We start from the raw sequence: 26,249 nt of genomic DNA on the forward strand, positions 1-26,249 counted from the left end.
ACGAGACCCGCGGACGTCAGGCGTGTTCCTCGCCCGGCCAGTACAGGCGCATCGGGTTGGCGACCAGGAGCTTGTGCCGCTGCTCGGCGGTGACCGCCACGTGCGGCACGTGGTCGACGAGGAGGCCGTCGTCCGGCATGTGGTCGGTGAGGTTGGGGTGCGGCCAGTCGCTGCCCCACAGCACCCGGTCGGGGAACTCCGCCACGACGCGCCGGCCGAAGGGGACGACGTCGGTGTAGGCGTGCCGTTCGCCGTCCAGCGCGGCGGGCCCCGTCACGGTGAGCCGCTCCGGGCAACTCACCTTCACCCAGACGTCGTTGGCGTCGACGAACCGCAGGAACCGGGAGAACTGCGGCCCGTCCACCGGCTGGGTCACGTCCGGGCGGCCCATGTGGTCCACCACCAGCGGCACGGGCAACGACCCGAAGAACCCCTCCAGTTCGGGCAGGTCGACGCTCTCGAAGTAGAGGACGACGTGCCAGCCCAGCGGGGCGACCTTCTCGGCGATGGTGAGCAGATCGTCCGCGGGCGAGGTGTCGACCAGCCGCCGTACGAAGTTGAAGCGCACCCCGCGCACCCCGGCCGCGTCGAGGGCGAGCAGCTCGCTCTCGCCGATGTCCGGGCGGACGGTCGCGACACCGCGCGCCCGGCCGTCGGCGGCCCGGACGGCGTCGACCATGGCGCTGTTGTCCGCGCCGTGGCAGGTGGCCTGCACGATGACGTTACGGGCGACACCGAGCCGGTCGCGCAGCGCGAACAGGTCCTCCTTGCCGCCGTCGCAGGGCGTGTACTTGCGCTCGGGCGCGAAGGGGAACTCGGCCTGCGGACCGAAGACATGGCAGTGCGTGTCGACGGTCCCCGGCGGCAGCCGGAACTCAGGGCGCGACGGGCCCCGGTACCAGTCGAGCCAGCCGGGGGTCTTGGGGGCGAGGGGAGCCGGGGTCTCCGAGGCGGGGACGGTCACGCGGCTCACCGGCCCTGGCGCTTCAGCAGCGCGTCCAGCCGGGGATACACCGCGCGGGCGTTGTGCTCCTGCACCGCCGCCAGGTCGTCCGGGGAGAGGCCGGCGGCATCGGCGTACCGGCGGGTGTCGTCGAAGTGGTGGCCGGTGCACGGGTCGATGTCACGGACCGCGCCGATCATCTCCGAGGCGAAGAGGATGTTGCGGGCCGGGACGACGTCGTACAGGAGGTCCGAGCCGGGCTGGTGGTACACGCAGGTGTCGAAGTAGACGTTGCCCAGGACGTGTTCCTCCAGCGGAGGCTTGCCGAGCGCCATGGCCAGGCCCCGGAAGCGGCCCCAGTGGTAGGGGACCGCGCCGCCGCCGTGCGGGATGACGAAGCGCAGGGTGGGGAAGTCGGCGAACAGGTCGCCCTGCACCAGCTGCATGAACGCCGTGGTGTCGGCGTTGAGATAGTGCGCGCCGGTGGTGTGGAAGGCCGGGTTGACACTCGTACTGACGTGGATCATCGCCGGGATGTCGTACTCGGCCATCTTCTCGTAGACGGGGTACCAGGAGCGGTCCGTGAGCGGCGGGGACGTCCAGTGGCCGCCGGAGGGGTCGGGGTTCAGATTCACCGCGACGGCGCCGTACTCCTCCACGCAGCGGGTGAGTTCGGGCACGCAGGTGGCCGGGTCGACGCCGGGCGACTGCGGCAGCATCGCGGCGGGCGCGAAGCGCTCCGGGTACAGCCGGGCCACGCGGAAGCAGAGTTCGTTGCAGATCGCGGCCCAGGCGGCGGAGGTGTCGAAGTCCCCGACGTGGTGGGCCATGAACGACGCGCGCGGTGAGAAGACGGTGAGGTCGATGCCGCGCTCGTCCATCAGCCGCAACTGGTTCGGCTCGATGGTCTCGCGCAGCTCGTCGTCGCTGATCCGCAGGTCCGCGCGGACGGGCGCGGCCGGGGCGGCCGGCGCGTCCGGGGAAGGAGCGGCGAGGGAGGCGATCTGCCGGTTGCGCCAGGCCTCCAGGGCGGGTGGGGCGGTCGTGTAGTGACCGTGACAGTCGATGATCATTACGGCGTCCTTCGCAAGCCGAGCTGCTCTGCTGGGTGCCGTGCAGCCTCACCCCGCCCCGCGCCACCGCACGAGAGGACCGAACACAGAACTAACGTCCCCTTAACACTGCGGCGGGTGCGAGGCCGGTGTGGTCTACATTCGCTACGAAGAGTGGCCGACGTGACCCGGTACGGCCGGAGTGGCCGGAGGAGGTGGACAGGGTGCAGGTACTGCTGGCCGAGGACGACGACGGCGTGGCCGCGGCGCTCGTGGAGGCCCTGTACGACCACGGCCACGTCACCCGTCGGGTCCGGTACGGCAGGGACGTACTCACCTACCACCGCAGCTCCGACCTGCTCCTTCTCGACCTGGGCCTGCCCGACACCGACGGTCTGGACGTGCTGCGCGCGCTGCGGGCGGTGAGCGACCTGCCGGTGGTGGTCCTCACCGCGCGCGGCGACGAGCGCTCGGTGGTGCGCGGGCTGCGGCTCGGCGCCGACGACTACCTCGTCAAGCCGGTGCGCCTCGCCGAGCTGCTCGCCCGCATCGACGCCGTCACCCGCCGTAACGCCGCGAGGAGCGCGCCCGCCGCGCCCGCGGTACGCACGGTGCGGGCCGCGGACGTCGAGGTGGAGCTCGACGCGCGCCGGGTCACGGTCGCCGGGGCGGAGGTCGAGCTGACCACCAAGGAGTTCGACATCCTCGCCGTACTGGCCGCCCGCGTGGGTACGGCGGTCAGCCGCGAGCAGCTCCTGGACGAGGTGTGGGGCGACGCCCACCACGCGGTGTCCCGCTCCCTGGACGTCCATCTCACCCAGCTGCGCGCCAAGCTGCGCCGCCCGGACCGACCCGATCTGCTCACCACGATCCGCGGCTTCGGCTACCGCTTCGGAGACCTCCGACGGCCCGAGGCCTGAGCACCAAGCACCAAGAACCAAGAGCTGAAGGAGGGCCGGCGCGTGCGTACCCGGGTCCAGGCCGCCCTCCTGCTCTTCGTGGTGATCGCGGTGGCCGCGTTCGCCGTACCGCTGCTGCTGTTCACCGCCTCCGACCGCACCCAGCAGCTGGTCCTCGCCCGCAACGCCGACCTCGACCGCTTCGCGTCCCTGATGGACCAGGCCGTGGCGACCGGCGACACCTCGGCCGTCGCCGCCGAGGCACGGCGTTACACCCAGCTGTACGGCGAACCGCTCGTCGTCACCGACACCCGGCGCAGGCCCGTCGTCCAGACCGGTGGCATGCGGGCCGTGGACCCCGCCGTCGCCGAACTGCTCGACGCGGCGCTGCGCAACCAGACCGCGCACCCCGCGGGCGCGCTGCGGCCCTGGTCGCGCGGGCACCGGATGTTCGCCGAGCCCGCGGGCACCGGGACCCGGGTGTCCGGCGCCGTCGTGCTGCGGGCCTCGGTGGGCACCGCGGCGGAGGACATCACCTGGCGCTGGGCCGCAGTCCTGGCGGGGGCCGCGCTGGTCGCCGTCGCCGGCACGGTCCTGGCGCGGGCCGCGACGGGGTGGGTGGTCAGTCCGCTGCGCAGGCTGGACCGGGCGGTGGGCCAGCTCGCCGCGGGGCTCCCGCCCGAACAGACCAGGGCCGGGGGCCCGCCCGAACTGCGTCAGCTCGCGATCGGCTTCAACCGGATGGCGCGTACGGTCACGGCGGCCCTGGAGCAGCAGCGCAGGCTGGTCGCCGACACGTCCCACCAGATGCGCAACCCGATGGCGGCGCTCAGGCTCCGCGTCGACGCGCTGCACACCCATCTGCGCCCGTCGGGTGAGCGCACGTACACCGGGGTCACCACCGAGCTGGACCGGCTGGAGAACCTCCTGGACGATCTGCTGGCACTCGCCACGGCGGAACACCGGGCCGGGGAGCTGACGGTGACCGACGGCTCGGGTGTCCACTGCGACGCCGCGACGGTGGCGGCCGACCGGCACCGCCTGTGGGAGCCGGTCGCCCGCCGTGCCGGGGCCCGCCTGAGCTTGCGGTCCGTCCCGCCGCCGGTCCCGGCCGCCTGCACGGAACGCGAGCTCGCCCAGATCACCGACATCCTCCTGGACAACGCCATCAAGTACGCGGGCGAGGGCGCCGGGATCTCCCTGCGCTGCACCACCGAGGGCGGCCTCGCGATCCTCACGGTGACGGACGACGGCCCCGGCCTCGACACCGACGAACTGGCCCTGGCCACCACCAGGTTCTGGCGCTCGGGCCACCGACGCCACCGCGGCACGACGGGTACGGGCCTGGGCCTGGCCATCGCCGAACAACTCCTGGCGGGCCGGTCGGGACACCTGACCCTGGAGGCTGCACACCCGCGGGGCCTGCGGGCGAGGGCGGCGGTGCCACGGGCCGACAGGCCGCGCGCGGACACGGCGCACGGCGCCGGCACCGGTGGTGACGCGCCATGACCCGACCCGGCCCGGTCGGCCGCCGGACCCTCCTGCACGCCGGACTCGGCGCGGCGGCCGTCGCCGTCCTCGGCGGTGCGCTCACGGCCGACGCCTCGCGGCAGCGGCCGGGCCCGAGCGGAGTGCTGCGCATCGCGACGGGTGAGCCGACGGCGTTCTACGAGGCGTTCGGCCGCCTCCTCACCGCCGAACTGGAGGCGGCGTATCCCCGCCTGGACTGCCGCGTCCGCACCACCGCGGGCAGCCTCACCAACATCGAGCTGCTCCGCGACCGCCGCGCGGAACTCGCCCTCGTCCTCACCGACACGGCGCTGGCCGCCCAGGGCACCGACCTCTTCCCGCGACCGGTGCCGCTGCGGGCGATCGGCCGGGTGTACGAGACCTACCTGCAGTTCGTCGTCCGCGCGGACTCGCCCGTACGGGAGGTGTCCGACCTGGCCGGGCACACCGTCTCGCTCGGCGCGACCGGTTCGGGCGCGGCCGTGCTCGGCGAGCGGATCCTGCACGCGGCGGGCCTGACCCCCGGCACCGACGTCCCCGTGGTCCACCTCCCGCTGGCCGACGCGGTCGACGCGATGACGGCGGGCTCGACGGACGCGCTGATCGTCGCGGGCGGCGTACCCCTGCCCGTCCTGTCCGGCCTCGACGAGGGTCCCGGGCTGCGGTTCCTGCCGCTGGCCGGGCTGCTGCCCCGCCTCGGCGGCCGCGACGGGCTGGCGGGCTCCGGCCTGGAGGAGGTGTCCCTGCCGCAGGGGGCGTACCGGTCGGCGGGCGGAGTCGCCACCATCGGGGTGTCCAACCTGCTGGTGTGCCGCCCCGACCTCCCGCACCCGGTCGCCGAGGCGCTGACCCGCCTCCTGGTCCTGCGCGCGACGGCCCTCGTACCGCACAACGCGGTCGGCACCCAGTTCCTCGACGTCGGCAGCCTGATCGGCACGGGCGGCATCGCCCTGCACCCGGGCGCGGCGGAGGCGTACCGCGCCCTGCACGGCTGAGCCCGAGAGCCCGAGAGCCGGAGGGCCCGAGTCCCGGAGCGCCTCGACCTCCCGGTACGGAACGGCCGTCGGGCAAGATGTCCTCATGACAAAACTGTCCGTACGGCCGGTCCGTCGTGGCTCCTCCGGTTCTGGTTCGGTGCTGTCGTTGTGGTCTCAGGACTCCGTGCTGTCGATCGGCTCGGTCGGCTCGGTGCTGTCCGTGGGGTCCGTCGGGTCGGCCCTGTCGGTCGGCTCGATCGGGAGCGCCCTGTCGGTCGGTTCGATCGGCTCCTCCTTGTCGCTGATCTCGACCGGCTCGTGGCTGAGTACGGGATCGCTGTTCTCCGCGCACTCACGCTGGTCGGTGATGTCCTGGCGCTCCTCGCACGGATTCCTGACGGCGGGGGCGGTGGGGGCGGCGGCCGGGGGCGCCTTGCTGCTGGCCGGGATGCTGTACCGGGCCGACGGCCGCCGCGGGAGCGTCGTCGTCAGTCCGTGACCACCTTGTTCTTCGCGAGGCTCTCGGTCCGTGAAGTGAGCGTGTTCTTCAGGGACTTCGCCGTGGTGGACACTCCGGACGCGTCGGCCCCCGCCTGCTTCGCCCGGGTGGTGAGGGAGGCGAGGGTGTCGACGGCGTACCCCGAGGCGTAGAACTCCTGGTACAGCTGCTTGTAGGCCGCGTGGTACGCGTCGTCGAAGGCCGCCGTCTCCAGGAAGCGCTCCTTGAGGAGGTTGCCGCCCATGCCTCCGCCTCCGCCGCCACCAGGGCCGCCGGCCTCTGCCGTGTTCCCGCCCGGCCGGGCGCCTTGCGGTACTCCCGGTGGGGCGCCCTGCTGACCGTCGGCCGGGGCCGCGGGGCCTCCGCCGCCTCCTGCTCTTGCTCCTGCTCCTGCTCCTCCTCCGCCCATGCTCGTGCTGTCGTCGGGGCCGGTGGTCGCGGTGCCGCTGAAGGTCAGGTTGAAGTCCCAGCCGAGGACGGAGAACTTCTTGGTGCCGAGGTCGTACCAGAGCACGTAGTTCTTGCCGGGTCCTGCCATGTCGTCGAAGTTGAGGATCAGGTTCTGCGTCGCCACGTACTCCGAGAAGGAGTCCACGTCGACGTACTGGTCGAGGTTCTCGGCGAAATCCTTGTCCGACGCCTTGTTGACCCACTTCAGGAGCCTCATCACCGGCGAGAGGTCCTGGCTGCCCTTGAGGTTGAGCTGCTTGAAGGACTCCTCGTAGTCGGTGGGGTCGTCCCCCGCGTAGTCGAAGCTGCTGCCCGCCCTGGCCTTGTACGCCACACCCGTGGTGCCGAGTTCCGAGTCGACGTAGTCCTTGCTCGGGTTCTCGACCATGAGCCGGGTCGCGGCCGGACGGTTGTTGACCTCGACCGAGGTGAAGGCGTACTTCTCCGCCGTCTGGCCGGACTTCTTCATCAGGGACAGCGACAGGGCCTCGTTCAGCGGCAGGGCCTCGTCGGTGCCGGGGCGCAGCGAGAGCTCGCGGTGGCCTTCGTAGGCGCGGCCCTCGACGTACTCGTCGATGCTGATGAGCAGGGGCAGTTCCTCGGGCTTGTCGGCGGAGAGGTCGAACTGCGCCATACCGCCCCCGCCGCCACCGCCCTGTTCGCCACCTCTGGGGCCTCCGCCGCGCGGCTGGCCTCCCCTGCCACCACCGCCGCCGCGCAGGCTCATCAGCGTGGAGTTGCCCTTGAGGCGGATACCGACGTCGTTCAGGTACACGCCGTCGACGGTGAGGTCGGCCTTGATGTACTCCTTCTCGCCGTCGTCCTGGAACTTCGACATCATGTCGTCGAAGTCGGTCTGGCTGTACTCGAGTTGGATCGCGTGCGTCCGTGAGTCGTCGAAGAGGTCGACCGCTCCCGTGACGTCCTCCGTGATCTCGTCGCCGTCCGCCGTGGAGGCACTGGTGACGAAGGGAGTGACCCGTACGTCCCCGAAGAAGACCAGCAGAACCGAGAGCCCCGCGGCGAGTACCCCGGCCGGCTTCCAGTGGTGGCGGAGCCGCAACGGGACGCGGTGCACCAGCCGGGTGCGAGGGGCGGTCATCAGAGGTCCGTCTGGTCGTAACCGGTCAGCACGGTGACGCGCTGCCCCATGGCGCGCTCCTGGAGAGCCGCGACCAGTTCACCGGGCTCGTGGCCCTTCTTGATGCGCACCGTGTAGAACACCTCGGTCAGCGTGCCGCCGCGGATCGACTCCGTGCTCACCAGCTCGAACTCGTCGGTGTGGCGCAGCAGGACGTCCTGGACGGCGTGGGTGTGGTCCTCGCCCGCGGGCATCTGGACCTTGACGACCTGGCGCTGGACGTTGAGCGCGAACCAGTTGAACTTGCTCATCGCCAGGATGATCAGGGCGATCACGATGCCGCCGACCGCGGCCAGCGTGTAGAAGCGGGCACCGCACGCCATGCCGACGGCCATGGCCAGGAAGATGAAGCCGACGTCCCGGGTCTCCTTGACCGCGTTGCGGAAGCGGACCACCGACAAGGCGCCGACCAGCGAGAAGGCGCGGGCCAGGTTGGAGCCGACGACCAGCATGATCAGGGCGACGATCATGCCGACGACGACCAGCGTCTGGACGTACGACTGGCTGTACGAGACGTTCTTGTGCGTGGCCCGGTAGACGTAACCGATCATCGTGGAGAGCACGAAGGACAGCGTCATGGCGAGCACGATGTCGGTGACGCTGAACGTACCGCTCAGGTCCTGAAGGTCGAGGTTCACGAGTGGGATGCCTCCGTGGGGCGTTGTGCTGTGGGGGTTGGTGTCGTGCGGTCCGCTGTCGTGGGGGACGCGGGGGCGGGAGCGGGGATCGGCGCGGTGGGGGCGGGCGCCGGTGGGAGGTCTTCCTCCCGTACGTGGAAGACGGACCGGGGCGCGAGCCCGAACGCCTCGACGCTCTGGACGTACTTGGAGACCCGGACGAGGCTCAGGTCGCGCTTGGCCGCGAGGTCGGTGATCCAGTACGGGGTGCGCTCGTTGACCTTGACCTCCATCACCGACATGTGCGGCGGCACGATGAACCGGTTCTCGGCGTCCGGCGTACCGAGGTGGAAGTCCCGGTCGCGGCCGCGGACCCGGCGGTCGAAGGTGATGCGCAGTCCCGTGTCCTGGTCACGGCCGACCAGTGCCTCACGCTGATAGCCGGTGATGGCGGTGGGCTGGAGGTTGAGCCTGACCACCAGCTCCAGCACCTCGTCGACGAAGGCGTTCTCCTTCGCGGAGTGCTCGATCATCTGCCGTCCGTCGCACAGCTTCCGGGCCGTGGCGTAGGGCAGGGTGATGCGGCGCTTCTGGGTGACCCGGTTGACCCGCTGCTTGATCTCCACGCAGACCGCGGAGTCGTCGGTGACGCCGTCGAGGTCTCCGTAGTGGCGGATTCGCAGCTTGCGGCGGAACTTCAGACCCTCGATCTTCTCCCAGTAGAAGCGGAGTTGAGGAGTGTCGTAGTACAGGCTCCACACGCCGTAGCCGCCCACGGGACTGTGCGGGTCGCGGTCCATGCGCTCGGCCAGCTCGTCGCGGATCCGCGCCGCCTGCTCCACCGGCACGAGGTATTTGAGCTCGTACCGGTTGAAGGCGTGCAGTCTGCTGGCCACCCGAAGGGCTTCCTCGTCCGCGACCTGCGGCGACGCCCTTCCGGTGGCCCGTACGGGTGCTTCTTCCCTGTCACCGTTCCCGTTCCCGCTTCCGTTCCCGCTCCGGTCCTCGTCGGGTCTGCCGTCACCTCGGCGACGGCGCTTCAACTGATCGGCGATCAACCTCATCCATGTAAGAAACAAGTAAGAGATGAAAGCCCAATGAGGGATGCCTCTGAACTCCGTTAGTACGGAGGCTGAACTTGAGATGAACGAGAATCTGACGGAGCGGAGCGGAGCGGAGGGGTGGGGAGGGGTGGGGAGCGGAGAGGAGCGGCTCAGGTCGTCAGTGTGGCGTCCGCCAGTGCCGCGAGGTCGGCGGTGTCCTCGGCCGGCGGGGTCCTGACGGTCACTCGCTGATTGACTTCGAGGATGGTGACGGTCAGGTCGAGGGGGTCACCGATGCCGCCGGTCCGTCCGTCATAGCTGTCGCCCCGCATACGGAACCGCTTCGCGCGGCCGTCGCCGTCGATCCACAGGTCCATGGTGAGCGTTTTGTCGAGGCCCAGGGCCACGAACTGGTCGTAGCTCCCGATCCGGCGCTCCCGAGTCGCCTTGTCGGCGGCGACGTCACGGGCGGCGCGACAGCCCTCCCCGATGACCGTTCCTCTGTAATGAGTGGTCCTGGTGCCGTCGACCGTCTCCGTCCCGATCTTCCGTGGCTCCTTGGAGCAGGTCAGGAGCGTGGACTGGACGGCCGGGTTCCCCTCGAACTGGCGGGGGAGCACACCGTAGGAGTTGTTGTCCACGGACAGCTGACCCCATACGGCCGGGGCGGCACTGAACCAGCTCTTGCCGTCCAACTTCCCGGAGACGACCGCGCTGCCGCCGACGTACATCGTGCCGTCGACGAACCGGATCTCCGTCCGACCGCTCCCGGGCCGGTCCGCGGCGGTCATTTCCATGCTCAGGGCCGACGGCGCCGTGCGCATGGAGGCCTCGGCTCTCAACCGGCCCTTCCCCGGTACGGTCCCGGTGATCCGGTAGCTGAGGGACGTGACGCCCGCCGCGTTCTTCGCGGCCTTCGCCACGGCCGCGGCGGGCGTCAGGCTCGCAGGCTCCTCCTTCGCGGAACCGGCGGAGTCACTCCCGGTGTTCTTCCCGCAGGCCAATGCTCCCCCGCTGAGCAGCATCGTGGCGAGCACCGCGCTCGTCACTCCGCGCGGTACGGAGCTGTTCGCCGAAATCCTCATGGTTTCCCCCCACAGGAACCAGCAGATGACTGGATGTCAGGCGGGGAGAGTACCGGTCGCGGTGAGCCGTGGTGGCGGCACGAGGCGAAGGGCCAGATCACCGACCTGGCCCTTCGCCTCGTGCCGCCGTCCGGGACGGAGCGACTCGGTGACGGTGAGGTGACTACCAGCGGGCCGTGGCCTGTGCGGTGACGCGCTGGATGGCCTTCACCGCGAGGTCGGGGCGGTCGACGTAGATGTAGTGGCCGCTTCCGGCGGCGGTGCTGAGGCTGCTGCGGCAGGAGAGCGCGAGCCACTCGTGCTGGCCCTTGCTCCACATCTGCTCCAGGGCGGGCCCGTAGACGGGGACCTCCGCGTACTGCGACTCGTGCTTGATGATCTGCACCGGGATGCGTCCGGCCGAGCGGACCTTCTCGTCGGCGATGATGAACTTCTCCGCGTTCTGGCCCTCGTTGGCGGCGATGGCCCCGTCGCGGATCGCGACCGCGTCGCCGGTGGCAGACTCGGGTATCGCCTTCGAGATACCGGCCGTCAGAGAGGGGATCGTGGCGTCCAGGAGGACCAGGCCCTTGACCTTGTCCAGGTGGTCGGGGGCATAGCGGGCGGCGATCAGGCCGCCCATGGAGTGGCCGGCCAGCACGACCGGGCGGTCACCGGTGATCCGGTCGAGCACGCCCGTCAGGATCCTGGCGCTGTCGTTCATGGTCTGGGTGCCGTTCGGCTGGTCGCTCTCGCCCTCGCCGAGCCGGTCGTACGAGCAGACCCGGGACTTCTTGCTCAAGGTCTTCTGCAGGTCGGCCACCTGGTCCAGGCCGTCGCCCCCGCCGGCCATCAGGACGACGACCGGCTTGCGGGCCGAAGAGTGCCCGGAGCAGGAGACGTTGACCGAGTAGCCGTCGACGCGGATCTTCTTGGTCCCCGAGAACGAGTCGCCGTGACCGTGCCGCGCGGTCGTGGTGGACATCGTTTGTGTCTGCGCCTGTCCCATCACCTGCGTTTCCGCTCGGGCGGTGACCTCCCCGTAGCCGACGAGGCCCGCGCCGGCCACGGCGCAGAACGTGGTGGCCACAGCGGTTGCCTTGAGCGAGCGGTTCATGAGGGCCTCCAAGAAGCCAAGAGGAAGACAAGGATGAGGACGAGGAAGGAAAGAGGAAGAGGTCAACGGAACGAGCAGAGGTGCGGGACACCTTCCGTTCGAGGGACTTTCCTGCGGTTCTTCAAGTCCTCGGCCGGAGTGCGTCGGCGACAAGGAAGACGCTACGGATTCGGCGCCCGGGGATCGTCACCCCGCAGATGTCTTTCGCGCGTAGCTCGCCCGGGGGACAGGGGTGAGCGGAGAGCGGTAGGCGGAGGGCCGTAGGTGGAGAGCGATAGGTGGAGAGCGGTAGGTGGAGGACGGCGACGAAGAAGCCGCCGCCCTCCACGAGGGGGACGTGGAGAGCGACGGCGGACGGGGGACGGGCGTACGACCGCCCGTCATAGATCTGCTCAGAGCACCTTGAGCTGCCTGAGCATGTCGAGGGAGTCGGAGTTGAGCCAGTACTCGGCGAACCTGCCGTCCCGGGCGAAGAGCGTGTCGGTGCCGGTGAAAGTGACCACGGTCCCGGGCTCGGCCTTGGCGCCGGGGAAGCCGCCGCCGTACGTCCCGGTGGCCGACCAGCGTACGGACAGGTAGGCGCCGTCGATCACCGGCGGGACCTCGATGGTGAACTCCAGGTCGGGAAAGACCGAGCGGACCTCGCTGATGAAGGCCGTCAGACCGGCGGCACCCTGGATGGCGCTGCTGTCACCGCCGGCGGCGAGGGCGGTGTGGATGGGGAAGTCGTCCGTGACGAGGCCGGGGACGAGGGAGAGATCCCCGTTCCAGAGCCGGAGCCAGGCGTCGACCATGGTCTTCGGGTCGGCGGTCGTGTCGGTGGTCATGGTGGTTCCTCTCATCAGGGATCGCGATGTCGTTCGTGGCTGGATACGGGTAACGGGTGTGCCGTGTGAGGCGGTTGGTTCAGCAGGCCGCGCGGACCTCGGCGGCGGCCTTGAGGTCCTTCAGCCAGATTTCGAGGCCCGAGCCGAGTGCCTCGGTCGACAGGGCGACGTCGGCCTCGGCCTGGTCGCCGGTCCAGGTCTCCTCGGTGCGGACGAGGACGCCGCCCTTGACCTTGGTGAAGGTCCACACATGGGTGCCCTCGTCGATGTGGATCGCGTCGCTGTCGGCGGGCCCGGTCCAGCGGACGCACTTGTCGCGCTGGATGTCCTGGACGGTGGAGGTGACCTCAAGGGTGGTGGCCGGTGTCGCGGGGGTCGCGGGCACCGGGGTGGTCCACCTGAAGGAGGAATCCGGGCGCAGGGGGCCGTGGTCGAGCCGCTCGCTGGTGAGGACGGCGTCCTGCCATGACGGCCACTGCTCGACGTCCGTCTGGGTCTTGAAGACGGTGCTCAGCGGGGCGTCGATCACGATCTCGGACCGGTAGCGGACGAGGGCGTCGGGGTCCGTCCCGTTGCCGCGGCACTCGACCGCGGCGGTGTGGTGACCGGAAGCGGCCTGTGCGGTCGAGGTGGTGACCGCGAGGAGGCTGCCGGCCGCGGCGAGGGAGAGGGCGAGCGCTGCGACGTGCGTACCGAGACGGGACCGGGTGGCGGACATGGGAGGGGGGTTCCTTCCGTAAGGGACTGCTGTGCAGGGGGAGTTACAGGTTTCGGGGTGGTGCGGTGAAGCGGCCTTACGTTCGTAAGGCTACGACTGTAAGTCTCGTAGGCGCAAGAGGGAACGTCCATAAACTTTCCTACGTAAGGTTACGGACGCATCCTGTGCGGGCCGGGGCAAGTGGAACCACGCGGGCCCCGGGCGGAGTCTGAGTGGTGGAACCGGCGGATCCGGGTCGAGCCGCACGACGTACGGGGGTAGTGGTGAGTCAGGTGATCTACGGCGAACGGTCGCGGAACCCGCTGGCACGGACCGTGCAACTGGCCGAGGACCGACTGCGGGTGGGCTTCAGGACCACCCCCTTGTCCGAGCTGAACCTCGGTGCCATGGCTGACGCGTATCTGCGGGGCTGCTGGCTCGGCGGTGGTGGGGCGGAGCGTCCGCTGCAGCGGCTGGCGGACGGGGCCGGGATCGTGCCGGTGACCCGGGTCACCGGCACCTCGACCCCGGTGCGGGCGCGGCAGGCCGCCGAGTTCGCCCACCGGCTGGGGGAACTCGCGGTCCGGTCGTGCGGCGGACCTGGGCAGGTGGCCGCCCTGTCGGCTCGGGCGCGGGCCGAGGGGGTGCCGCTGTGGATCGCGCGGCGGTTCGCGCCGGGGCCCGCAGGGCAGATCGCGGTCGCCGTGGACCGGCGCCTGGTGCGGGTGGACGTATGGGGTCCGTACGCTCCCGCCGTACGCGTTCGAGCGCCGCACGGCTTCCGGCGCGACGCCCGCGACCCGGCCGGGGAACTGCACCTGACCGTCGGGGACCTGACGGCCGAACTGAGACTCGAGAAGAAGCTGCGCAAGTCCAAGAGCCGCGTGGAGGTACGGATACCGGGGCGGCACTGGGTTCTGCGGCGGGAGAACGCGGAGGCCTCGCGGCTGCTGTGCAACGACCGGGGTGTCGCTCTGCTGTCGCGGCCCCCGCGCGGATCCGCGCGGACGGCGGACGCGCTGCTGCTGCCGCTGTCGCCCGTGCGCTACGAGAACGCCGACCCGCTGGACGCGGTGATGGCGCAGTTCTTCGCCGTCTGTTTCGGGCTCGGGGACACGACGGGCGCGGCGCGGTTCCGTGGGGAGCGCGGGCGCCCTGTGTACGGAGGCGAACCGATCGCCGGAGACGAGACCTGGGACCGCGCCTGGTTCAGCAACCTCGGCCGGGGAAGCGAGGACAACCAGTCCGGCGGCGGGGACGGCTGGGGCGCGGACGGCGGTGACGGCGGCGACAGCGGTGGTGGTGACGGCGGCGGTGACAGTGGCGGTGGCGGTGGTGACGGCGGGGGTGGTGGCGGCGACTGACCGCCGCGCGTACGGCGTCAGCCGCCGCGCGTACGGCGTACGGGGCGCGTGCTCCCGGCGCGGAAGGTGCCTCGGAGCCGCTTCTCGGCTGCCTCGGTCAGTCGGCTGATGCCGTCACGGGCATCTGCGCGCGGAACATCTGCGTGCGGAACATCAGCGTGCGGAACAACGCTTCTTGGGCGTACTCACTGAGGTCGCCGGCCGAGGACGCAGAACTCGTTGCCCTCGGGGTCTGCCATGACGACCCATGACTGGTCGCCCTGGCCGATGTCGACGCGCTGTGCGCCATGGGCCTCCAGGCGGGCCACTTCGGCGTCCTGATCGTCAGGCACGAAGTCGAGATGCAGACGGCTCTTGGTCTTCTTGGCCTCGTCGAGCCGGACGAACTCCAGCCCCGGCAGGCGGTCCGGCTCCGCGCGGATCGCGAACTCCACGTCGGAGTCGTGGACCACGACCCACCCGAGCGCGTCGGCCCACCACTGCCCCAGGGCCCTCGGATCCGCCGCATGAACGATGACGTGCTGCCAGTTCAAGGTCACCGGCCGAGCGTAGGCCTGCCGGGGCTACGGGGACAGGCACTGTCTGAACACATCTCGCCTAAAAAATAAACACAAAGGAAACATGCGACTCGGCCGACACGGGTAGGTTTCGGCGAAATGCTGTCGTGGTGCTCTGTTCACGCTGCGTTCTTTTTTGGTATGGAGCTATCTGCGCCCGTTGCCCCTTTTGTGCTAGCGCCCTGAATCCTTAGAAGGAGCTATCCGTGCTGGACCGCCCGCGCGAAACGCAGCCACGTCGCACGGACGCCGCAGCTCCGGCCCCGCGCCGCCAGAGAAGGCCGCAGCCCCCGCTGGCCTCCTTGCAGGGCACAGCGGGAAACAGAGCCGTTGCCGCAGCGATACAGCGCGCGTCGAGTGGTCCTCGCCCGAGTTCCTCAGGGGGAGACGAGAGGCAGGTGGATTCCTCCGGGACGGACGCCTCGGTGATCGGCAGGGGCCGATCGAATTCCGCCCCGGCCGGCCTGGGCCTGGTTGCGCCACCGCTGCAGCCCTCCCAGGAGGAGCAGGAGGCGGCGGAGCAGCGTCGCCGGGTTGCGTCGGTGTCGGTGGACGCGGCTGCGGCGGGTGGTCGTCGGCCGGGGGTGTTGGCGGAGCGTCGTCGTCAGGTCGGGGCGGTGGCCGCGGGCGCGGCTGCGGAGGGTCGTCGTCGGGAAGAGGCGGCGGAGGCGCGTCGCCGTCGGGAAGAGGCCGAGGCGGCGGAGCAGCGTCGCCGGGTTGCGTCGGTGTCGGCGGATGCGGCTGCGGCGGGTGGTCGTCGGCCGGGGGTGTTGGCGGAGCGTCGTCGTCAGGTCGGGGCGGTGGCCGCGGACGCGGCCACGGAGGGGCGCCGTCGGGAGGTGGCGAGGACGCGTCGTCGGGCGGTGGCGGTGGACGCCGCTGCCGAAGGGCGCCGTCGGGAAGAGGCTGCGGCGGCAGCGCGTCGCCGTCGGGAGGAGACCGAGGCGGCGGCGCGGGAGCAGTCTGAGCGCGAAGCGGCTGCGGCGGCTGCTGCGGTGCGGGAGCCGGAGCAGGAGCAGGAGCAGCCTGAACGCGTGGGGGTTGTGGCTGCGGCGGTGCGGGAACAGCCTGAGCCCGAAGAGGCTGTGGTGGCGGTGCGGGAACAGCCCGAGCGCGACGAGGTTGCGGCGGTGGAGGCGCAGCCCGAGCCTGCGGGGGTTGTGGCTCCTGCGGTGCAGGAACAGGAACAGCCTGAGCGTGAAGAGGTTGTCGCGGCGGTGCAGGAGCAGCCTGAGCGGCAGGAGGCCGCGGCGGCGGAGCGGCGCAGGCGTGAAGCGGCCGAGGCGGAGGAGAGACGCCAGCGGGCAGAAGAGGCCGAGGCGGAGGAGCAGCGTCAGCAGGAAGCAGCAACTGCAGCCGCGGCTGCGGCGCAGACGCAGAGCCAGCCGGCCGAGAAGCAGCGCCGAAGTGCGCTGCGCCGCTTGGCCGGTGCCAGGGCGAAGCTCAAGAAGGTCACCGGGAAGATACGACAGATCCTCGCCACCCCGTCCAAGGCCGACAAGACCAAGAAGGTCCTCGACCAGCCCGACACGGTCGCCAACCGCATCAACGCCCCCACGGAGGGCGGTGTCCGGGTGCAGGCTCAGGCCACGGGGGACACGGGCCAGGTACAGGCCACCGCGATCGTCACCCAGGTCGACACCGGGATCAACGCGGTGACCGATGTCTTGGGAGTGGTCAACGACCTGCGTGCCCTGAAGACCGCGTTCAAGAGCCGCAACGACACCGGGCCGGCGTCCCACAAGCCCAGCAAGGACAGGAAGGGCAAGCCCCTCGGCGTGGCACAGGGCGTCGGCATGGTCGGCGGCGATGCCACCGGCGCGGCCAACGCCGGGATAAGGAATGCCGGTGAACTGGGCGGGATGGCCGCTCTCGGGGAGGCGACCGGCGCCTTCAGCATCTTCTATTCCACGGTGATAGCCGCCCGTGACTCCGCTGTCGTCTGGAAGACCTACAAGAAGAACAGCGAGATCAAGAAAATGGCGCTGGGCGGGGCCGGCGCGACACCGGGCAGCGCGGGTCAACTCCAGGACGTACATGACCAGTTGGGACAGGTTCAGCAGCAGACGGCCAGGGCGGGAGCCGCGCAGGGGCAAGGCGGCGGCGGGGCGGGCATCGCCGCAGAAGCAGGCACGGAAATCGCGGCGGTGGGGGCGAGCGTCCATGACGTCGACCAGCTGCTGCGCGCCGAACTGGCCGAGATAATCCAGTACGCACGGCACAAGCAGCACACCAAGATGGGCAAGCGCATCGCCAGCCTGGGCGGAAACACGGTGCGTACCGCCGGCGGCAGCCTTGCGATCGCCGCCGCTGTCGGGGCGATCAGTGGGCCGGCAGCACCTGCCGTAGCCGGCGTGGCGGCGGCCCTCCTGCTCAGTGGCGCTCTCTACAAGGGAGCCAGGGCGGGCAGCAACCGGTACGTAGCCGCGCGGCACCCCGACCGGTGGGCCAGGCCCACGCCGGCTCAGGTCGAGTCCCGGACGGACAGGCCCGAGACCGCCGCGACCTCGGACTCGGACTCGGACTCAAGCTCAGTCACATCGGTGGCCACGCCCGAACCCGCCGCACGCCGCGACGCGGTGAAGGAGTTCTTCAAGGTGACGAAATCCGTCCAGCAGGGCGAACGTCACTTCATGGCGCAGAAGCTGTACGCGCTCGCGGCCGGAGAGGACGTCTCCGCGAGCAGGAACCCTTCCGTCGCCGTCCGTGCATCGGCATATGAACTGCTCCGGATTCTCAACTGCGGCCCGTCCCATCACAAGCAGTCGCCGGAGGAGTGGGTGGCGTCGCTCAACGACCCCACGCAGCAGAGCGCCTGGGAGAAGGAGATAGCCAACCAGCTCTCCTCGGCGTGAGCCGCACCGGTCGAGGCCGAGAGCTCAGCTCCGGCCCGACGGCTGTGCCGGCATCCGTGCCCGATGCCGGCCCGGTGGCCGCGACCGGTAAATCGTTTCAATTGCGCTTGCCGCTTCTTTTGTCCCATCCGTTGACCTTCCTTCTGGGCGGCACCTAGCCTCCGAGCCACCCGCATGAAACCTTTCATCTGCTGAGGCTGCCCATGTCCGTCCCCTCGTCCAGACCCCTGCCCCGCCGAAGCATCCTGCAGCTCGGGGCCGCCGCGTCCGCCGCCGTCGTGCTCACCGGAACCGCCCCTCGGGCCTCCGCCGCCACGCAGGACGTGGCCGCGCGGAACATGGGCGCGCGCCCCGCACCCACCGGCCTGCTGACCGACCTGCTCCCGCAGGGCCTGGGCACCGGCACCTCCGCCGGGCAGCGCCCCCGGTTCAGCTGGCAGGTCCCCGACTTCGGCCCCGGCACCCGCCAGCACGCCTACCAGGTGGAGGTCGCCACCACCCCGACCGGGTTCAAGGGACGCCGACTGGTGTGGAGCAGCGGCAAGGTGGCCACCGCGGAGTCCACCGCCGTGCCCTACGGCGGTCCCGCGCTGAAACCCCGTACCGCCTACTGGTGGCGGGTCGGCAGCTGGGTGGAGAGGGGCGATCGAGGGGCCGCGCGGTCGTCCTGGTCCGAGCCGGTGCTGATGGCCACCGCCGTGGAGGACGAGTGGCAGGCCGAGCCCATCTGGGCGCCGGCCGGGCCCACCATGACGGACGGCACCTTCGCCACCCGCCTGAAGATCACCGCGGTGGCCGCCGGCCTGTGGTTCCGGGCCACCGACACCGCCGACAACTACATGTGGCAGCTGTCCGCGGGCAGCGCCGCCGCGGTGCTGCGCAAGCACCTGTGCGTGGCCGGCACGTACAGCGTCCTCGGCGAGGTGGCCCTGCCCTTCCCGGTCGCCGTCGACGAGTGGGTGGACCTCTCCGTCACCATGACCGGCTCCACCTTCACCACCCGTGTCAACGGCACCGTCGTCGACACCACCACCCACACCCGCTACACCTCGGGCACCGTCGGCCTGCGCAACGGCCGTACCGAGTCGCAGGTGTACGACAGCGTCAGCTTCACCGCGGCCGACGGCACCGTGCTGCTCCAGGACGACTTCACCTCGGACCAGGGCACGTTCGCCGCGGGCACCGTCGCGAACGGCGTCCTCACCTTCCCCGCCGGCGCCTCCTCGCTCTCCTCCTACGGCGCCGACGACACCTGGGCGCTGCTGCGGCACGAGTACGGCCTGGCGCGGGGCAAGAAGGTCGCCGCCGCCGTGCTGCACGTCGCCGCCACCTCCCCCGGCCCGGCCCGCCAGTACGTGGCCAAGGTGTGGAGCAACGGCAGCCTGGTCGGCTACGCGTCGGTGCGCTCCGGCTCCGGGGTCGCGTACCAGTCCTTCGACATCACCGGCACCCTGCGCGCCGGCCGGGCCAACGCCCTGGCCGCGCTCTGCCACAGCACCTCGCAGCAGAAGTTCCTGGCCCAGCTGGAGATCACCTACACCGACGGCCGCCGGGCCACCATCGGCTCGGGCGGCGACTGGAAGGCGCGCGGCCAGGCCGGGCTGCTCCCGGCCAGGGGCAGCGCGGGCAGCTCCTTCTTCGCCGTACCCCAGGAGTACTGGGATCTGCGCGACGAACCCGTCGGCTGGACCGAACCGGGCTTCGACGACGCCGCCTGGCTCGCGCCCGCCGCCCGCTCCGCCGTCGACGGACTGGTCCCGGCGCTCATCGAGCCCGTACGGCTGCACGACGTCACCCCGGCCTCGGTGACCGAGGTGGCCGACGGCCGCTGGCTGGTGGACCTGGGCCGGGAGATCGTCGGGGGGCTGGCCCTGGAGATCACCGGCAACGCGGGTGACACCGTGGAGGTGCGCCTGGGCGAGGAGTTGAACGCCGACGGCACCGTGAAGTACCAACTGCGGGCCACCAACGTCTACCGCGAGGTGTGGACCCTGCGCGACGGCGCCCAGCGCTTCGAACACTGGGGCTACCGCGGCTTCCGCTGGGCGGAGCTGCGTACCTCCGTCGACCTGTCCCGGGCGACCGGCGCGACCGGCGTGACGGGGGCGACCGGCACGACGGGGGCGACCGGCACGACGGGGGCGACGGGGGCGCCCCGGGCGGTGGTCAAGGGCCGTGCCTGGAAGCTCGACTGGGACGACTCCGACTCCTCCTTCCGCAGCTCGGACCCCGATCTCGACCGGGTCTGGGACCTGTGCCGCTACTCCATCGAGGCCACCCGCGGCGACCTCTACCAGGACACCCCCACCCGCGAACGCGGCCCCTACGAGGGCGACGCGCTGGTCAACCAGCTCTCCGAGTACGGCGTACAGCGGTCGTTCGCGCTCGCCCGGTGGTCCAACGACTACCTGGTCCGCCGGGGCACCTGGCCCACCGAGTACCGGCTGATGTGCGCGATCTCCGCCTGGGAGGACTATCTCGCCACCGGCGACGACCGGCAGCTCGCCAAGGACTACGCCCTGCTCGCCGCCAAGAACCTCACCTCCTACCTGGGTTCCGACGGCCTGGTCCACAAGTCGCCCGGCAGCTCCAGCCAGGACCTCGGAGACCTGGTGGACTGGCCCGCCACGAGCCGTGACGGCTACGTCTTCACCAGCGTCAACACCGTCGTCAACGCCTTCCAGTACGCGGCCTTCGACGCCCTCGCCAAGTGCGCCGCGGCCCTCGGTGAGAAGGCTGAGGAAACGTCCATGCGGGAGCGGGCCGACACCCTCGCCGCCGCGATGCGCGCCACCCTGCTCGACACCTCGGCGGGCCGGTTCCGCGACGGCGCGGGCACCACCCACAGCGCCCAGCACGCCACCGCCTTCCCGGTCGCGCTCGGCGTCGTCGACGCGTCCCCCGGCACCGTGCTCGACAGCGAGGTGCTCGACAGCGAGGTGCTCGACGGCGAGGTGCTGGCCAGGCTGGGAGACACGCTGGCCGCGGGCGGCATGAGGATGAGCGTGTACGGGGCGCAGTTCCTGCTCGACGCGCTGTTCCGGCTCGGCCGCGCGGACGCCGCGCTCGCGCTGCTCACCTCCAGGGACACCAACTCCTGGCTGCACATGATCGACGACCTGAAGGCCACGATCGTCACGGAGGCGTGGGACCCGTCGCTGAAGCCGAACATGACCTTCTCCCACGCCTGGGCCTCCGCCCCCGCGAACGCCGTGGCCCGGCACGTACTGGGCGTCCAGGTCACGGAGGCGGGCGCGGCGGGGTTCCTCGTCCGCCCCAGGACCGGGAAGCTGACCCAGGCCGACGGTACGGTCCCGTCGCTGCGCGGCCCGGTCTCGGTCTCCCTGCGCCGTTCCGAGGGCACGCACTCGCTCAGGGTGACCGTGCCGCCCAACTCCCGGGCGGTGGTGGAGCTGGAGATCGGCGACGCGGACCCGGCGACGTACGGGGTGACCGGGCCGACCACGGCCGGACACGCGCACGCACACGGACATGCACCCGCACACGCCCACGGACGAGGTGTTGAGGTGACGTCGTTCGAGGACCTGACCGGCACGGTGCTCAGGGTCGGCCCGGTCGGCTCGGGCACCACGGTGATCGCGCTGCGCGACTGAGGAGAGGCGGGAGGGGCGGAAGGGGCTCGGGCCGGCAGCGCATCGGGATCAGCGCATCGGGATCAGCGCATCGGGATTCAGCGCACCGGGAAGCCGAACGAGTAACCCTGCTCCTTGAGCTGGGGCAGGATCCGGCGCAGGGCATCGACGGTCTCGGCGCGGTCGCCGCCCGCGTCGTGGAAGAGGACCGTCGGCCCGTTGGGCAGCTCCCGCTCGACGGTGGCGACGATGGCGTCCGCGCCCGGGTGCTCGAAGTCCTTGGTGTCGACGTTCCAGCCAAGGGGCCGCATTCCGCGGGAGGCGGCGAGCGTACGGCTGTACGGGGTGAAGGCCCCGCCGGGCGCCCGGTAGTACATCGGGCGTACGCCCCCGGACGCCTTGGTGATCATGCGTTCGGCGTCCAGGATCTGCTGCGACTGGTAGGCCTCGGACTTCTTGTCCATGGTGGTGTCGTGGGACACCGAGTGGTCGCACAGCCGATGTCCGGCCGCGACCACCTTCTTCACGAGGTCCGGGTGCGCCTGCGCCTGCGTCCCGGTCATGCAGAACGTGGCCTTCACCCCGTTCTCCCGCAGCACGTCCAGCACTTGGGTGGTCCACACGGGGTCGGGGCCGTCGTCGATGGTGATGTTGACGCCGCGCGCGCCCTTGTCCGAGGCGTGCACGATGGTCGCCGCGACCGGTTTGACGGCATCCGACGTGCCCGGCTTGACCGCCGCGGACGCGTTCGAGGAGGAGCCGGCCTGCGCGGACCACGTCGAGGCACCCGCGGCGAGCAGCGCCACCCCGAGCGCCGTGCCGAACACCTTGCCGTACCAGCCACGCCCGACACTGTGCCGTGCCATGTCCGCCCCACTTCCACGCTGTTGCTCGCCGAGTCGCTCGCCGATCCCTTGGCCACGTCGGCCAACTGGTTGGACGAGGAAAGGTGGCCCGCGGATGCCTCCGTTACCGATCAAGGACAATCCCGGTGTGGTTCGCGGACAACCGGGCGGGCAGGCGGGCGGAACCCGGCCGCTCGACCTGGTGGTGAGCGGCTGCCAGGGGTGCTTCGGGGGTTCGCGGTCCCGCGGCGCTGTGGTGGTCATGGGCGGGTTCGCGCGAAGTTGGGTGAAAGAGATCACCATGAAGTACGGGCTGGGTACACTCCGTGACCTGGCAGAGCGGTCGGCTGTGAGGTCAGGGACGCGGGACACGGGACGCGCGACGAGGGGTGACGCGGTGCTGGGGGTGGGGCTGTGCCGGTGACACCGGAGGCCGGGGACCGGATCGCCGACCGCTATCTCCTGCGGGAGCCCATCGGCAGAGGCGGGATGGGCGTCGTCTGGCTGGCCTGGGACGAGCGGCTGGAACGGCGGGTCGCGGTCAAGTGCGCGCGCCTGGACGACGATCGGGCCGCGCGACGGCTCATGGGCGAGGCGCGCAACGCCGGCCGGCTGCACCACCCGAACATCGTGGGTGTCTTCGACTTCGTCGACGAGGGTGCGACCTGCTGGATCATCATGGAGTACGTCCCCTCGCGCAGCCTCGCGCAGATGGTGACCGAGGGCGGCCTGCTCACGCCCGAGGCGGCCGGGTCGATCGGCTGCCAGATCGCGGCCGCGCTGGCGAAGTCCCACCACGAGGGCGTGGTGCACGGCGATGTGACGCCGGAGAACATCCTGGTGACCGGCGAAGGCATCGCGAGACTGACCGACTTCGGGATCTCACGGGCCCTGTGGAACGACGTCACCCACAGCACGACGGGCGGTGTGCGCGGCAAACCCCGCTATCTGGCCCCGGAGGTCGCCAAGGGGCAGCCCGCGGGGGAGAAGTCCGACGTGTTCTCGCTGGGCGCCTCCCTGTTCGCGGCGGTCGAGGGCCGGTCGCCGTACGGGGAGGCCGACCACCTCATGGCGTATCTGGCCCGAGCCGTCGAGGGACACATCGAGCCGATGCACCGGGCCGGCCCCCTGGACGGGCCGCTCGCCGCCCTGCTGGAGGTGGAGCCGGGAAGCAGGCCCGACGCCGCCAGGGCGCGGAAGCTGCTGACGCGCGCGACGCCCCCGCCCCCGCACGTACAGGAGCAGTTGCACGACGGCCGTACGCGGGACCTGGAGTCCCGCACCCTCCGGCTGCCCCGACTCCTGCGCCGCGCGGGCGACTTCACGCCGTTCATGCTCCAGCCGCCACAGCCCGTACGCCGTCGGCGTCGCCGCTCTCTGCCGATCGCGGCGGTGGCGCTGGCCGCGACGGGCGCGGTCACGGCCGGGCTCGTCCTCTTCGGACCCTGGGCCTCGAAGGACGAGGACGGACAGGGCGGCCGTACGGGCGGGACCGGCGGTGCGGCCGCGAAACCGTCGGCCACCGCGCGGGCGGGCGCCATCGGCGACGAGCGTACGGCGGACCCCTGCGGGCTGATCCGCGCGGCCGTGCTGAGCCGCTTCGGCGGTACGGCACTGGATCCCGCCTACGGGGAGGTCGACCGGTGCGACGTCCTGGTGCGCAACGGCAGCGGTGACGACATCGCGGACGTCGAGGTCAACCTCGACTCGGACCGGGACGACTTCGACGAGGTCCGGTCCACCCGCCTGGTCGGCGGCACCCTCACGGTCGTGACGCTCGCACGCGACGGGGAAGCCTGCGACCGGGCCGTCCTGACGGCCGACGGCAAGCAGATCCGCGTCATCGGGAAGCAACTGGCCAAGACGGCGCCTGACCCGTGCCGACTGGCCGACGCGGCCACCGACCACGTGGTCGGCGTGCTGGCCGAGGCCCCGGTGCCCAGACGTTCGCTGTCGCCGCCGAAGAACTCCCTGGTCGGGCTGGACACCTGCACGCTGTTCGACGCCTCCGACCTCGAACGGCTGCCCGGCGTCCAGGTGGACAACCAGGACCGCGGCTTCGGTTCCTGGGACTGCGACTGGTCGAGCGACGACGGCGACCGCGCGGTGGAGATCCAGATCAGCCGGGACAACTCCCTGGACGCCGACGACGGAACACCGGTGGACGTCGCCGGCCGGAAGAGCTACTTCGTCGCGGACGAGGCCGAGGACGACAGCTGCACCGTACGGACTCCGCACCGCACCTACACGAACGCGGCGGGCGACCGCACCACGGAACTCTTCCAGCTGACGGTGTACGCCCCACAGCCCACCGGGCGACTGTGCGACACGGCCACGGCTCTCGCAGCCACGGCGGTACGGAACATCGCGAAGCGCCTGCCGCGGCCGTGAGCCGACGGCCCGACTCCGGCGCGCGCGAAACTTTTTGGAATCCGGCGATCCGAGGATGTCGAGAACGCACCTCCGGCTCCGTCCCTGGAACATCGACAGCACGGGAAAGCATCAGGAAGAAGGAGAAGCCAGCATGGCGATTCAGCGGATGGACAACGTCGGCATCGTCGTCGAGGACCTGGACGCCGCCGTCGCGTTCTTCGTGGAACTCGGTATGGAACTGGAGGGCAGGGCGGAGGTCAAGGGCCTCTTCGCCGACCAGTGCACCGGACTCGAAGGCACCCACTGCGACATCGCGATGGTCCGGACCCCGGACGGCCACAGCCGCCTGGAGCTGGCGCGGTACCGCAACCCCGTGGCGACCGCCCCCGAGCCGCGCGACCGCCCGCACAACATCCTCGGCACGCACCGCGTCATGTTCGCCGTCGACGACATCGAGGACACCGTCGCCCGCCTACGCCCGCACGGCGCCGAACTCGTGGGCGAGATCGCCAGGTTCGAGGACAGCAACCTGCTCTGCTACCTCCGCGGCCCGGAGGGCATCATCGTCGGCCTGGCCGAACAACTGCGCTGAGAAGCAGGCACCGGACCTACTACGCGCCGGTGCGCGCCAGTGTCTCCAGCGGGCCGATCAGGATTTCGGAGAAGGCGAGTTCGGCGGCTCCGATGAGTATCGCGTCGTCGCCCAGTTCGCCCACGCGCAGGCGCAGGTTCTCGCGGGAGGCCGTGAGGGCGATGCGGTTGATGCGGCTGCGGATCTGGGCGGCCGAGCCGAGGTACACCTCGCGGAGCGTCCCGCCGAAGACGACCGTGCGCGGGTTGAGCACATTGACGAGGTTGGCGACGCCGACGCCGAGCCAGTCGCCGACGTCGTGCAGGGCGGCGCGGGCGGCGCTGTCGCCCCGGTCGGCCGCTTCGACGACGGCGCGTACGGCCTCCCGGCCGGTGGCCGACGGGTCGCGCCGCGCGGCCTCCAGCAGGGCACGCTCCCCCGCCTCCGCTTCGAGGCAGCCGCGCGCCCCGCAGCCGCAGGGCCTGCCGTTCCGCGGGTTGACGACCATGTGCCCGATCTCGGCGCCGTACCCGAGGTCCCCGTGCAGCAGTTGGCCACCGGTGACGACTCCGCCGCCGATGCCGATGTCGCCGTGCAGGTACACGAGGTCCTGGCAGCCGGTCCCGGCGCCGCGCAGGTGCTCCGCGAGCGCACCGAGACTGGCCTCGTTGCCCACCGAGACGGGCAGGCCCAGGCCCAGCCGGCGCATGAGGTCCTCGCCGAACTCCTCGTCCTGCCAGCCGAGATAGGGCGCGGCGCGGACGAGGCCGTCGGACCGGCGCACCATGCCGCGGACGGCGGCGGCCACACCGACGCAGGAGGTGCCGCGCCGCGCCGTGCCCACCATCTCCAGCGCGGCCCCGGCGAGGACCTCGGCCATCTTGCCGGCGTCGCGACGGCCGGGCGGCACGGAGATCTCCCTGCGGTCGAGGAAGACCCCGCCCAGGCCGATGCGGGCGGCGGCCAGCCGGTCCACACCCACGTCGAAGGCGAGGACGTACACACGGTCGGACTCGGGCCGTACGACCAGGGACGGCCGGCCGGCCCTGCCGGTCTCCGGGGGCAGTTCCTCACGGACCAGACCGGCCGAGCCCAGCTCGCTCACCAGCCCCAGGATGGTGCTGCGGTTGAGTCCCATCCGCTCGGCGAGGACGGCCCGCGACATGGATCCGCCGATGTGTACGTGCCGGAGCAGGGTGCCGAGGTTGTGCCGGCGAATCTCCTCCTGAGAGGGACCGGCTTTCATGCAACCCCAG

The 26,249-nt window shown here is 71.1% G+C and carries 21 protein-coding genes; 9 read left to right on the forward strand and 12 right to left on the reverse strand.

Annotated features, from left to right (window positions below):
• Positions 1 to 16: 16 nt before the first annotated feature.
• Both ACLVWQ_RS16930 and ACLVWQ_RS16935 read right to left on the reverse strand, forming a co-directional pair.
• Positions 17 to 964 carry an amidohydrolase family protein gene (locus ACLVWQ_RS16930; protein WP_414109578.1) on the reverse strand — a complete coding sequence of 316 codons (948 nt, stop codon included), beginning with the start codon at positions 962 to 964 and terminating at the stop codon, positions 17 to 19.
• A 5-nt stretch (positions 965 to 969) separates the two neighbouring features.
• Entirely contained in the window at positions 970 to 2,016 is a 1,047-nt protein-coding gene (locus ACLVWQ_RS16935) for an amidohydrolase family protein (RefSeq protein ID WP_414109580.1), read from the reverse strand.
• A 203-nt stretch (positions 2,017 to 2,219) separates the two neighbouring features.
• Here ACLVWQ_RS16935 and ACLVWQ_RS16940 point away from each other — a divergent pair, with 203 nt between their 5' ends.
• From ACLVWQ_RS16940 to ACLVWQ_RS16955, 4 genes are all read left to right on the forward strand, one after another.
• Positions 2,220 to 2,915, forward strand: a complete 696-nt coding sequence (locus ACLVWQ_RS16940) for a response regulator transcription factor (RefSeq protein WP_414109582.1) — start codon at positions 2,220 to 2,222, stop codon at positions 2,913 to 2,915.
• A 42-nt stretch (positions 2,916 to 2,957) separates the two neighbouring features.
• Positions 2,958 to 4,403 carry a sensor histidine kinase gene (locus ACLVWQ_RS16945; RefSeq protein WP_414109584.1) on the forward strand — a complete coding sequence of 482 codons (1,446 nt, stop codon included), beginning with the start codon at positions 2,958 to 2,960 and terminating at the stop codon, positions 4,401 to 4,403.
• Positions 4,400 to 5,398, forward strand: coding sequence for a TAXI family TRAP transporter solute-binding subunit (locus ACLVWQ_RS16950; RefSeq protein ID WP_414109585.1), 999 nt, complete (start codon positions 4,400 to 4,402; stop codon positions 5,396 to 5,398). Before ACLVWQ_RS16945 ends, ACLVWQ_RS16950 begins: the two co-directional genes overlap by 4 nt.
• Before the next feature lie 85 nt (positions 5,399 to 5,483).
• Complete coding sequence (locus tag ACLVWQ_RS16955; protein ID WP_414109587.1) at positions 5,484 to 5,879, forward strand: hypothetical protein; 396 nt, start codon at positions 5,484 to 5,486, stop codon at positions 5,877 to 5,879.
• On the opposite strand, the gene ACLVWQ_RS16960 is transcribed toward ACLVWQ_RS16955, so the two are convergent.
• From ACLVWQ_RS16960 to ACLVWQ_RS16990, 7 genes are all read right to left on the reverse strand, one after another.
• The gene (locus ACLVWQ_RS16960) at positions 5,869 to 7,431 is read right to left on the reverse strand and encodes a CotH kinase family protein (protein ID WP_414109588.1); all 1,563 of its coding nucleotides are present in this window, start codon (positions 7,429 to 7,431) and stop codon (positions 5,869 to 5,871) included. The two genes, ACLVWQ_RS16955 and ACLVWQ_RS16960, sit on opposite strands and share 11 nt — an antisense overlap.
• Positions 7,431 to 8,108, reverse strand: a complete 678-nt coding sequence (locus ACLVWQ_RS16965) for a DUF4956 domain-containing protein (RefSeq protein WP_414109589.1) — start codon at positions 8,106 to 8,108, stop codon at positions 7,431 to 7,433. The genes ACLVWQ_RS16960 and ACLVWQ_RS16965 overlap by 1 nt, the downstream gene beginning before the upstream one ends.
• A complete protein-coding gene (locus tag ACLVWQ_RS16970) occupies positions 8,105 to 8,983 on the reverse strand; it encodes a polyphosphate polymerase domain-containing protein (protein WP_414109590.1) in 879 nt (292 codons plus the stop codon). Before ACLVWQ_RS16970 ends, ACLVWQ_RS16965 begins: the two co-directional genes overlap by 4 nt.
• Positions 8,984 to 9,300: 317 nt before the next feature.
• Positions 9,301 to 10,215 carry a hypothetical protein gene (locus ACLVWQ_RS16975; RefSeq protein WP_414109591.1) on the reverse strand — a complete coding sequence of 305 codons (915 nt, stop codon included), beginning with the start codon at positions 10,213 to 10,215 and terminating at the stop codon, positions 9,301 to 9,303.
• Between the two features lie 163 nt (positions 10,216 to 10,378).
• On the reverse strand, positions 10,379 to 11,311 hold the full coding sequence (locus ACLVWQ_RS16980; protein WP_414109592.1) for an alpha/beta fold hydrolase: 933 nt from the start codon (positions 11,309 to 11,311) through the stop codon (positions 10,379 to 10,381).
• A gap of 392 nt (positions 11,312 to 11,703) precedes the next feature.
• Positions 11,704 to 12,138: an ester cyclase gene (locus tag ACLVWQ_RS16985; RefSeq protein ID WP_414109593.1), complete on the reverse strand. Its 435-nt coding sequence runs from the start codon at positions 12,136 to 12,138 to the stop codon at positions 11,704 to 11,706.
• 79 nt (positions 12,139 to 12,217) lie between these two features.
• Entirely contained in the window at positions 12,218 to 12,856 is a 639-nt protein-coding gene (locus tag ACLVWQ_RS16990; protein ID WP_414109594.1) for an SRPBCC family protein, read from the reverse strand.
• Between the two features lie 263 nt (positions 12,857 to 13,119).
• Here ACLVWQ_RS16990 and ACLVWQ_RS16995 point away from each other — a divergent pair, with 263 nt between their 5' ends.
• A complete protein-coding gene (locus ACLVWQ_RS16995) occupies positions 13,120 to 14,199 on the forward strand; it encodes a hypothetical protein (protein WP_414109595.1) in 1,080 nt (359 codons plus the stop codon).
• Positions 14,200 to 14,384: 185 nt separating this feature from the next.
• On the opposite strand, the gene ACLVWQ_RS17000 is transcribed toward ACLVWQ_RS16995, so the two are convergent.
• Complete coding sequence (locus ACLVWQ_RS17000) at positions 14,385 to 14,738, reverse strand: VOC family protein (RefSeq protein ID WP_414109597.1); 354 nt, start codon at positions 14,736 to 14,738, stop codon at positions 14,385 to 14,387.
• A 416-nt stretch (positions 14,739 to 15,154) separates the two neighbouring features.
• Here ACLVWQ_RS17000 and ACLVWQ_RS17005 point away from each other — a divergent pair, with 416 nt between their 5' ends.
• Both ACLVWQ_RS17005 and ACLVWQ_RS17010 read left to right on the forward strand, forming a co-directional pair.
• Positions 15,155 to 17,611 carry a hypothetical protein gene (locus tag ACLVWQ_RS17005; RefSeq protein ID WP_414109598.1) on the forward strand — a complete coding sequence of 819 codons (2,457 nt, stop codon included), beginning with the start codon at positions 15,155 to 15,157 and terminating at the stop codon, positions 17,609 to 17,611.
• Positions 17,612 to 17,814: 203 nt separating this feature from the next.
• Entirely contained in the window at positions 17,815 to 21,225 is a 3,411-nt protein-coding gene (locus tag ACLVWQ_RS17010) for a family 78 glycoside hydrolase catalytic domain (RefSeq protein WP_414109599.1), read from the forward strand.
• Positions 21,226 to 21,302: 77 nt separating this feature from the next.
• Here the strand turns inward: ACLVWQ_RS17010 and ACLVWQ_RS17015 are convergent, their stop codons facing one another.
• Positions 21,303 to 22,070, reverse strand: a complete 768-nt coding sequence (locus tag ACLVWQ_RS17015) for a polysaccharide deacetylase family protein (RefSeq protein WP_414109600.1) — start codon at positions 22,068 to 22,070, stop codon at positions 21,303 to 21,305.
• Between the two features lie 393 nt (positions 22,071 to 22,463).
• Here ACLVWQ_RS17015 and ACLVWQ_RS17020 point away from each other — a divergent pair, with 393 nt between their 5' ends.
• Complete coding sequence (locus tag ACLVWQ_RS17020) at positions 22,464 to 24,440, forward strand: serine/threonine-protein kinase (RefSeq protein ID WP_414109601.1); 1,977 nt, start codon at positions 22,464 to 22,466, stop codon at positions 24,438 to 24,440.
• A 133-nt stretch (positions 24,441 to 24,573) separates the two neighbouring features.
• Positions 24,574 to 25,014, forward strand: a complete 441-nt coding sequence (locus tag ACLVWQ_RS17025; protein WP_414109602.1) for a VOC family protein — start codon at positions 24,574 to 24,576, stop codon at positions 25,012 to 25,014.
• Between the two features lie 19 nt (positions 25,015 to 25,033).
• Here the strand turns inward: ACLVWQ_RS17025 and ACLVWQ_RS17030 are convergent, their stop codons facing one another.
• On the reverse strand, positions 25,034 to 26,239 hold the full coding sequence (locus ACLVWQ_RS17030) for an ROK family protein (RefSeq protein ID WP_414109603.1): 1,206 nt from the start codon (positions 26,237 to 26,239) through the stop codon (positions 25,034 to 25,036).
• Between the last annotated feature and the right edge of the window lie 10 nt (positions 26,240 to 26,249).

The sequence above is a fragment of the Streptomyces sp. CWNU-52B genome, assembly GCF_047444975.1.
Lineage (GTDB): Bacteria > Actinomycetota > Actinomycetes > Streptomycetales > Streptomycetaceae > Streptomyces.

What these genes read in the sequence shown, in the direction of transcription:
- ACLVWQ_RS16935 (WP_414109580.1), bottom strand. Translation starts at nt 2,016, where the DNA reads ATGATCATCGACTGTCACGGTCACTACACGACCGCCCCACCCGCCCTG.
- ACLVWQ_RS16950 (WP_414109585.1), top strand. Translation starts at nt 4,400, where the DNA reads ATGACCCGACCCGGCCCGGTCGGCCGCCGGACCCTCCTGCACGCCGGA.
- ACLVWQ_RS16955 (WP_414109587.1), top strand. Translation starts at nt 5,484, where the DNA reads ATGACAAAACTGTCCGTACGGCCGGTCCGTCGTGGCTCCTCCGGTTCT.
- ACLVWQ_RS16960 (WP_414109588.1), bottom strand. Translation starts at nt 7,431, where the DNA reads ATGACCGCCCCTCGCACCCGGCTGGTGCACCGCGTCCCGTTGCGGCTC.
- ACLVWQ_RS16975 (WP_414109591.1), bottom strand. Translation starts at nt 10,215, where the DNA reads ATGAGGATTTCGGCGAACAGCTCCGTACCGCGCGGAGTGACGAGCGCG.
- ACLVWQ_RS16980 (WP_414109592.1), bottom strand. Translation starts at nt 11,311, where the DNA reads ATGAACCGCTCGCTCAAGGCAACCGCTGTGGCCACCACGTTCTGCGCC.
- ACLVWQ_RS16985 (WP_414109593.1), bottom strand. Translation starts at nt 12,138, where the DNA reads ATGACCACCGACACGACCGCCGACCCGAAGACCATGGTCGACGCCTGG.
- ACLVWQ_RS16990 (WP_414109594.1), bottom strand. Translation starts at nt 12,856, where the DNA reads ATGTCCGCCACCCGGTCCCGTCTCGGTACGCACGTCGCAGCGCTCGCC.
- ACLVWQ_RS17010 (WP_414109599.1), top strand. Translation starts at nt 17,815, where the DNA reads ATGTCCGTCCCCTCGTCCAGACCCCTGCCCCGCCGAAGCATCCTGCAG.
- ACLVWQ_RS17015 (WP_414109600.1), bottom strand. Translation starts at nt 22,070, where the DNA reads ATGGCACGGCACAGTGTCGGGCGTGGCTGGTACGGCAAGGTGTTCGGC.
- ACLVWQ_RS17025 (WP_414109602.1), top strand. Translation starts at nt 24,574, where the DNA reads ATGGCGATTCAGCGGATGGACAACGTCGGCATCGTCGTCGAGGACCTG.
- ACLVWQ_RS17030 (WP_414109603.1), bottom strand. Translation starts at nt 26,239, where the DNA reads ATGAAAGCCGGTCCCTCTCAGGAGGAGATTCGCCGGCACAACCTCGGC.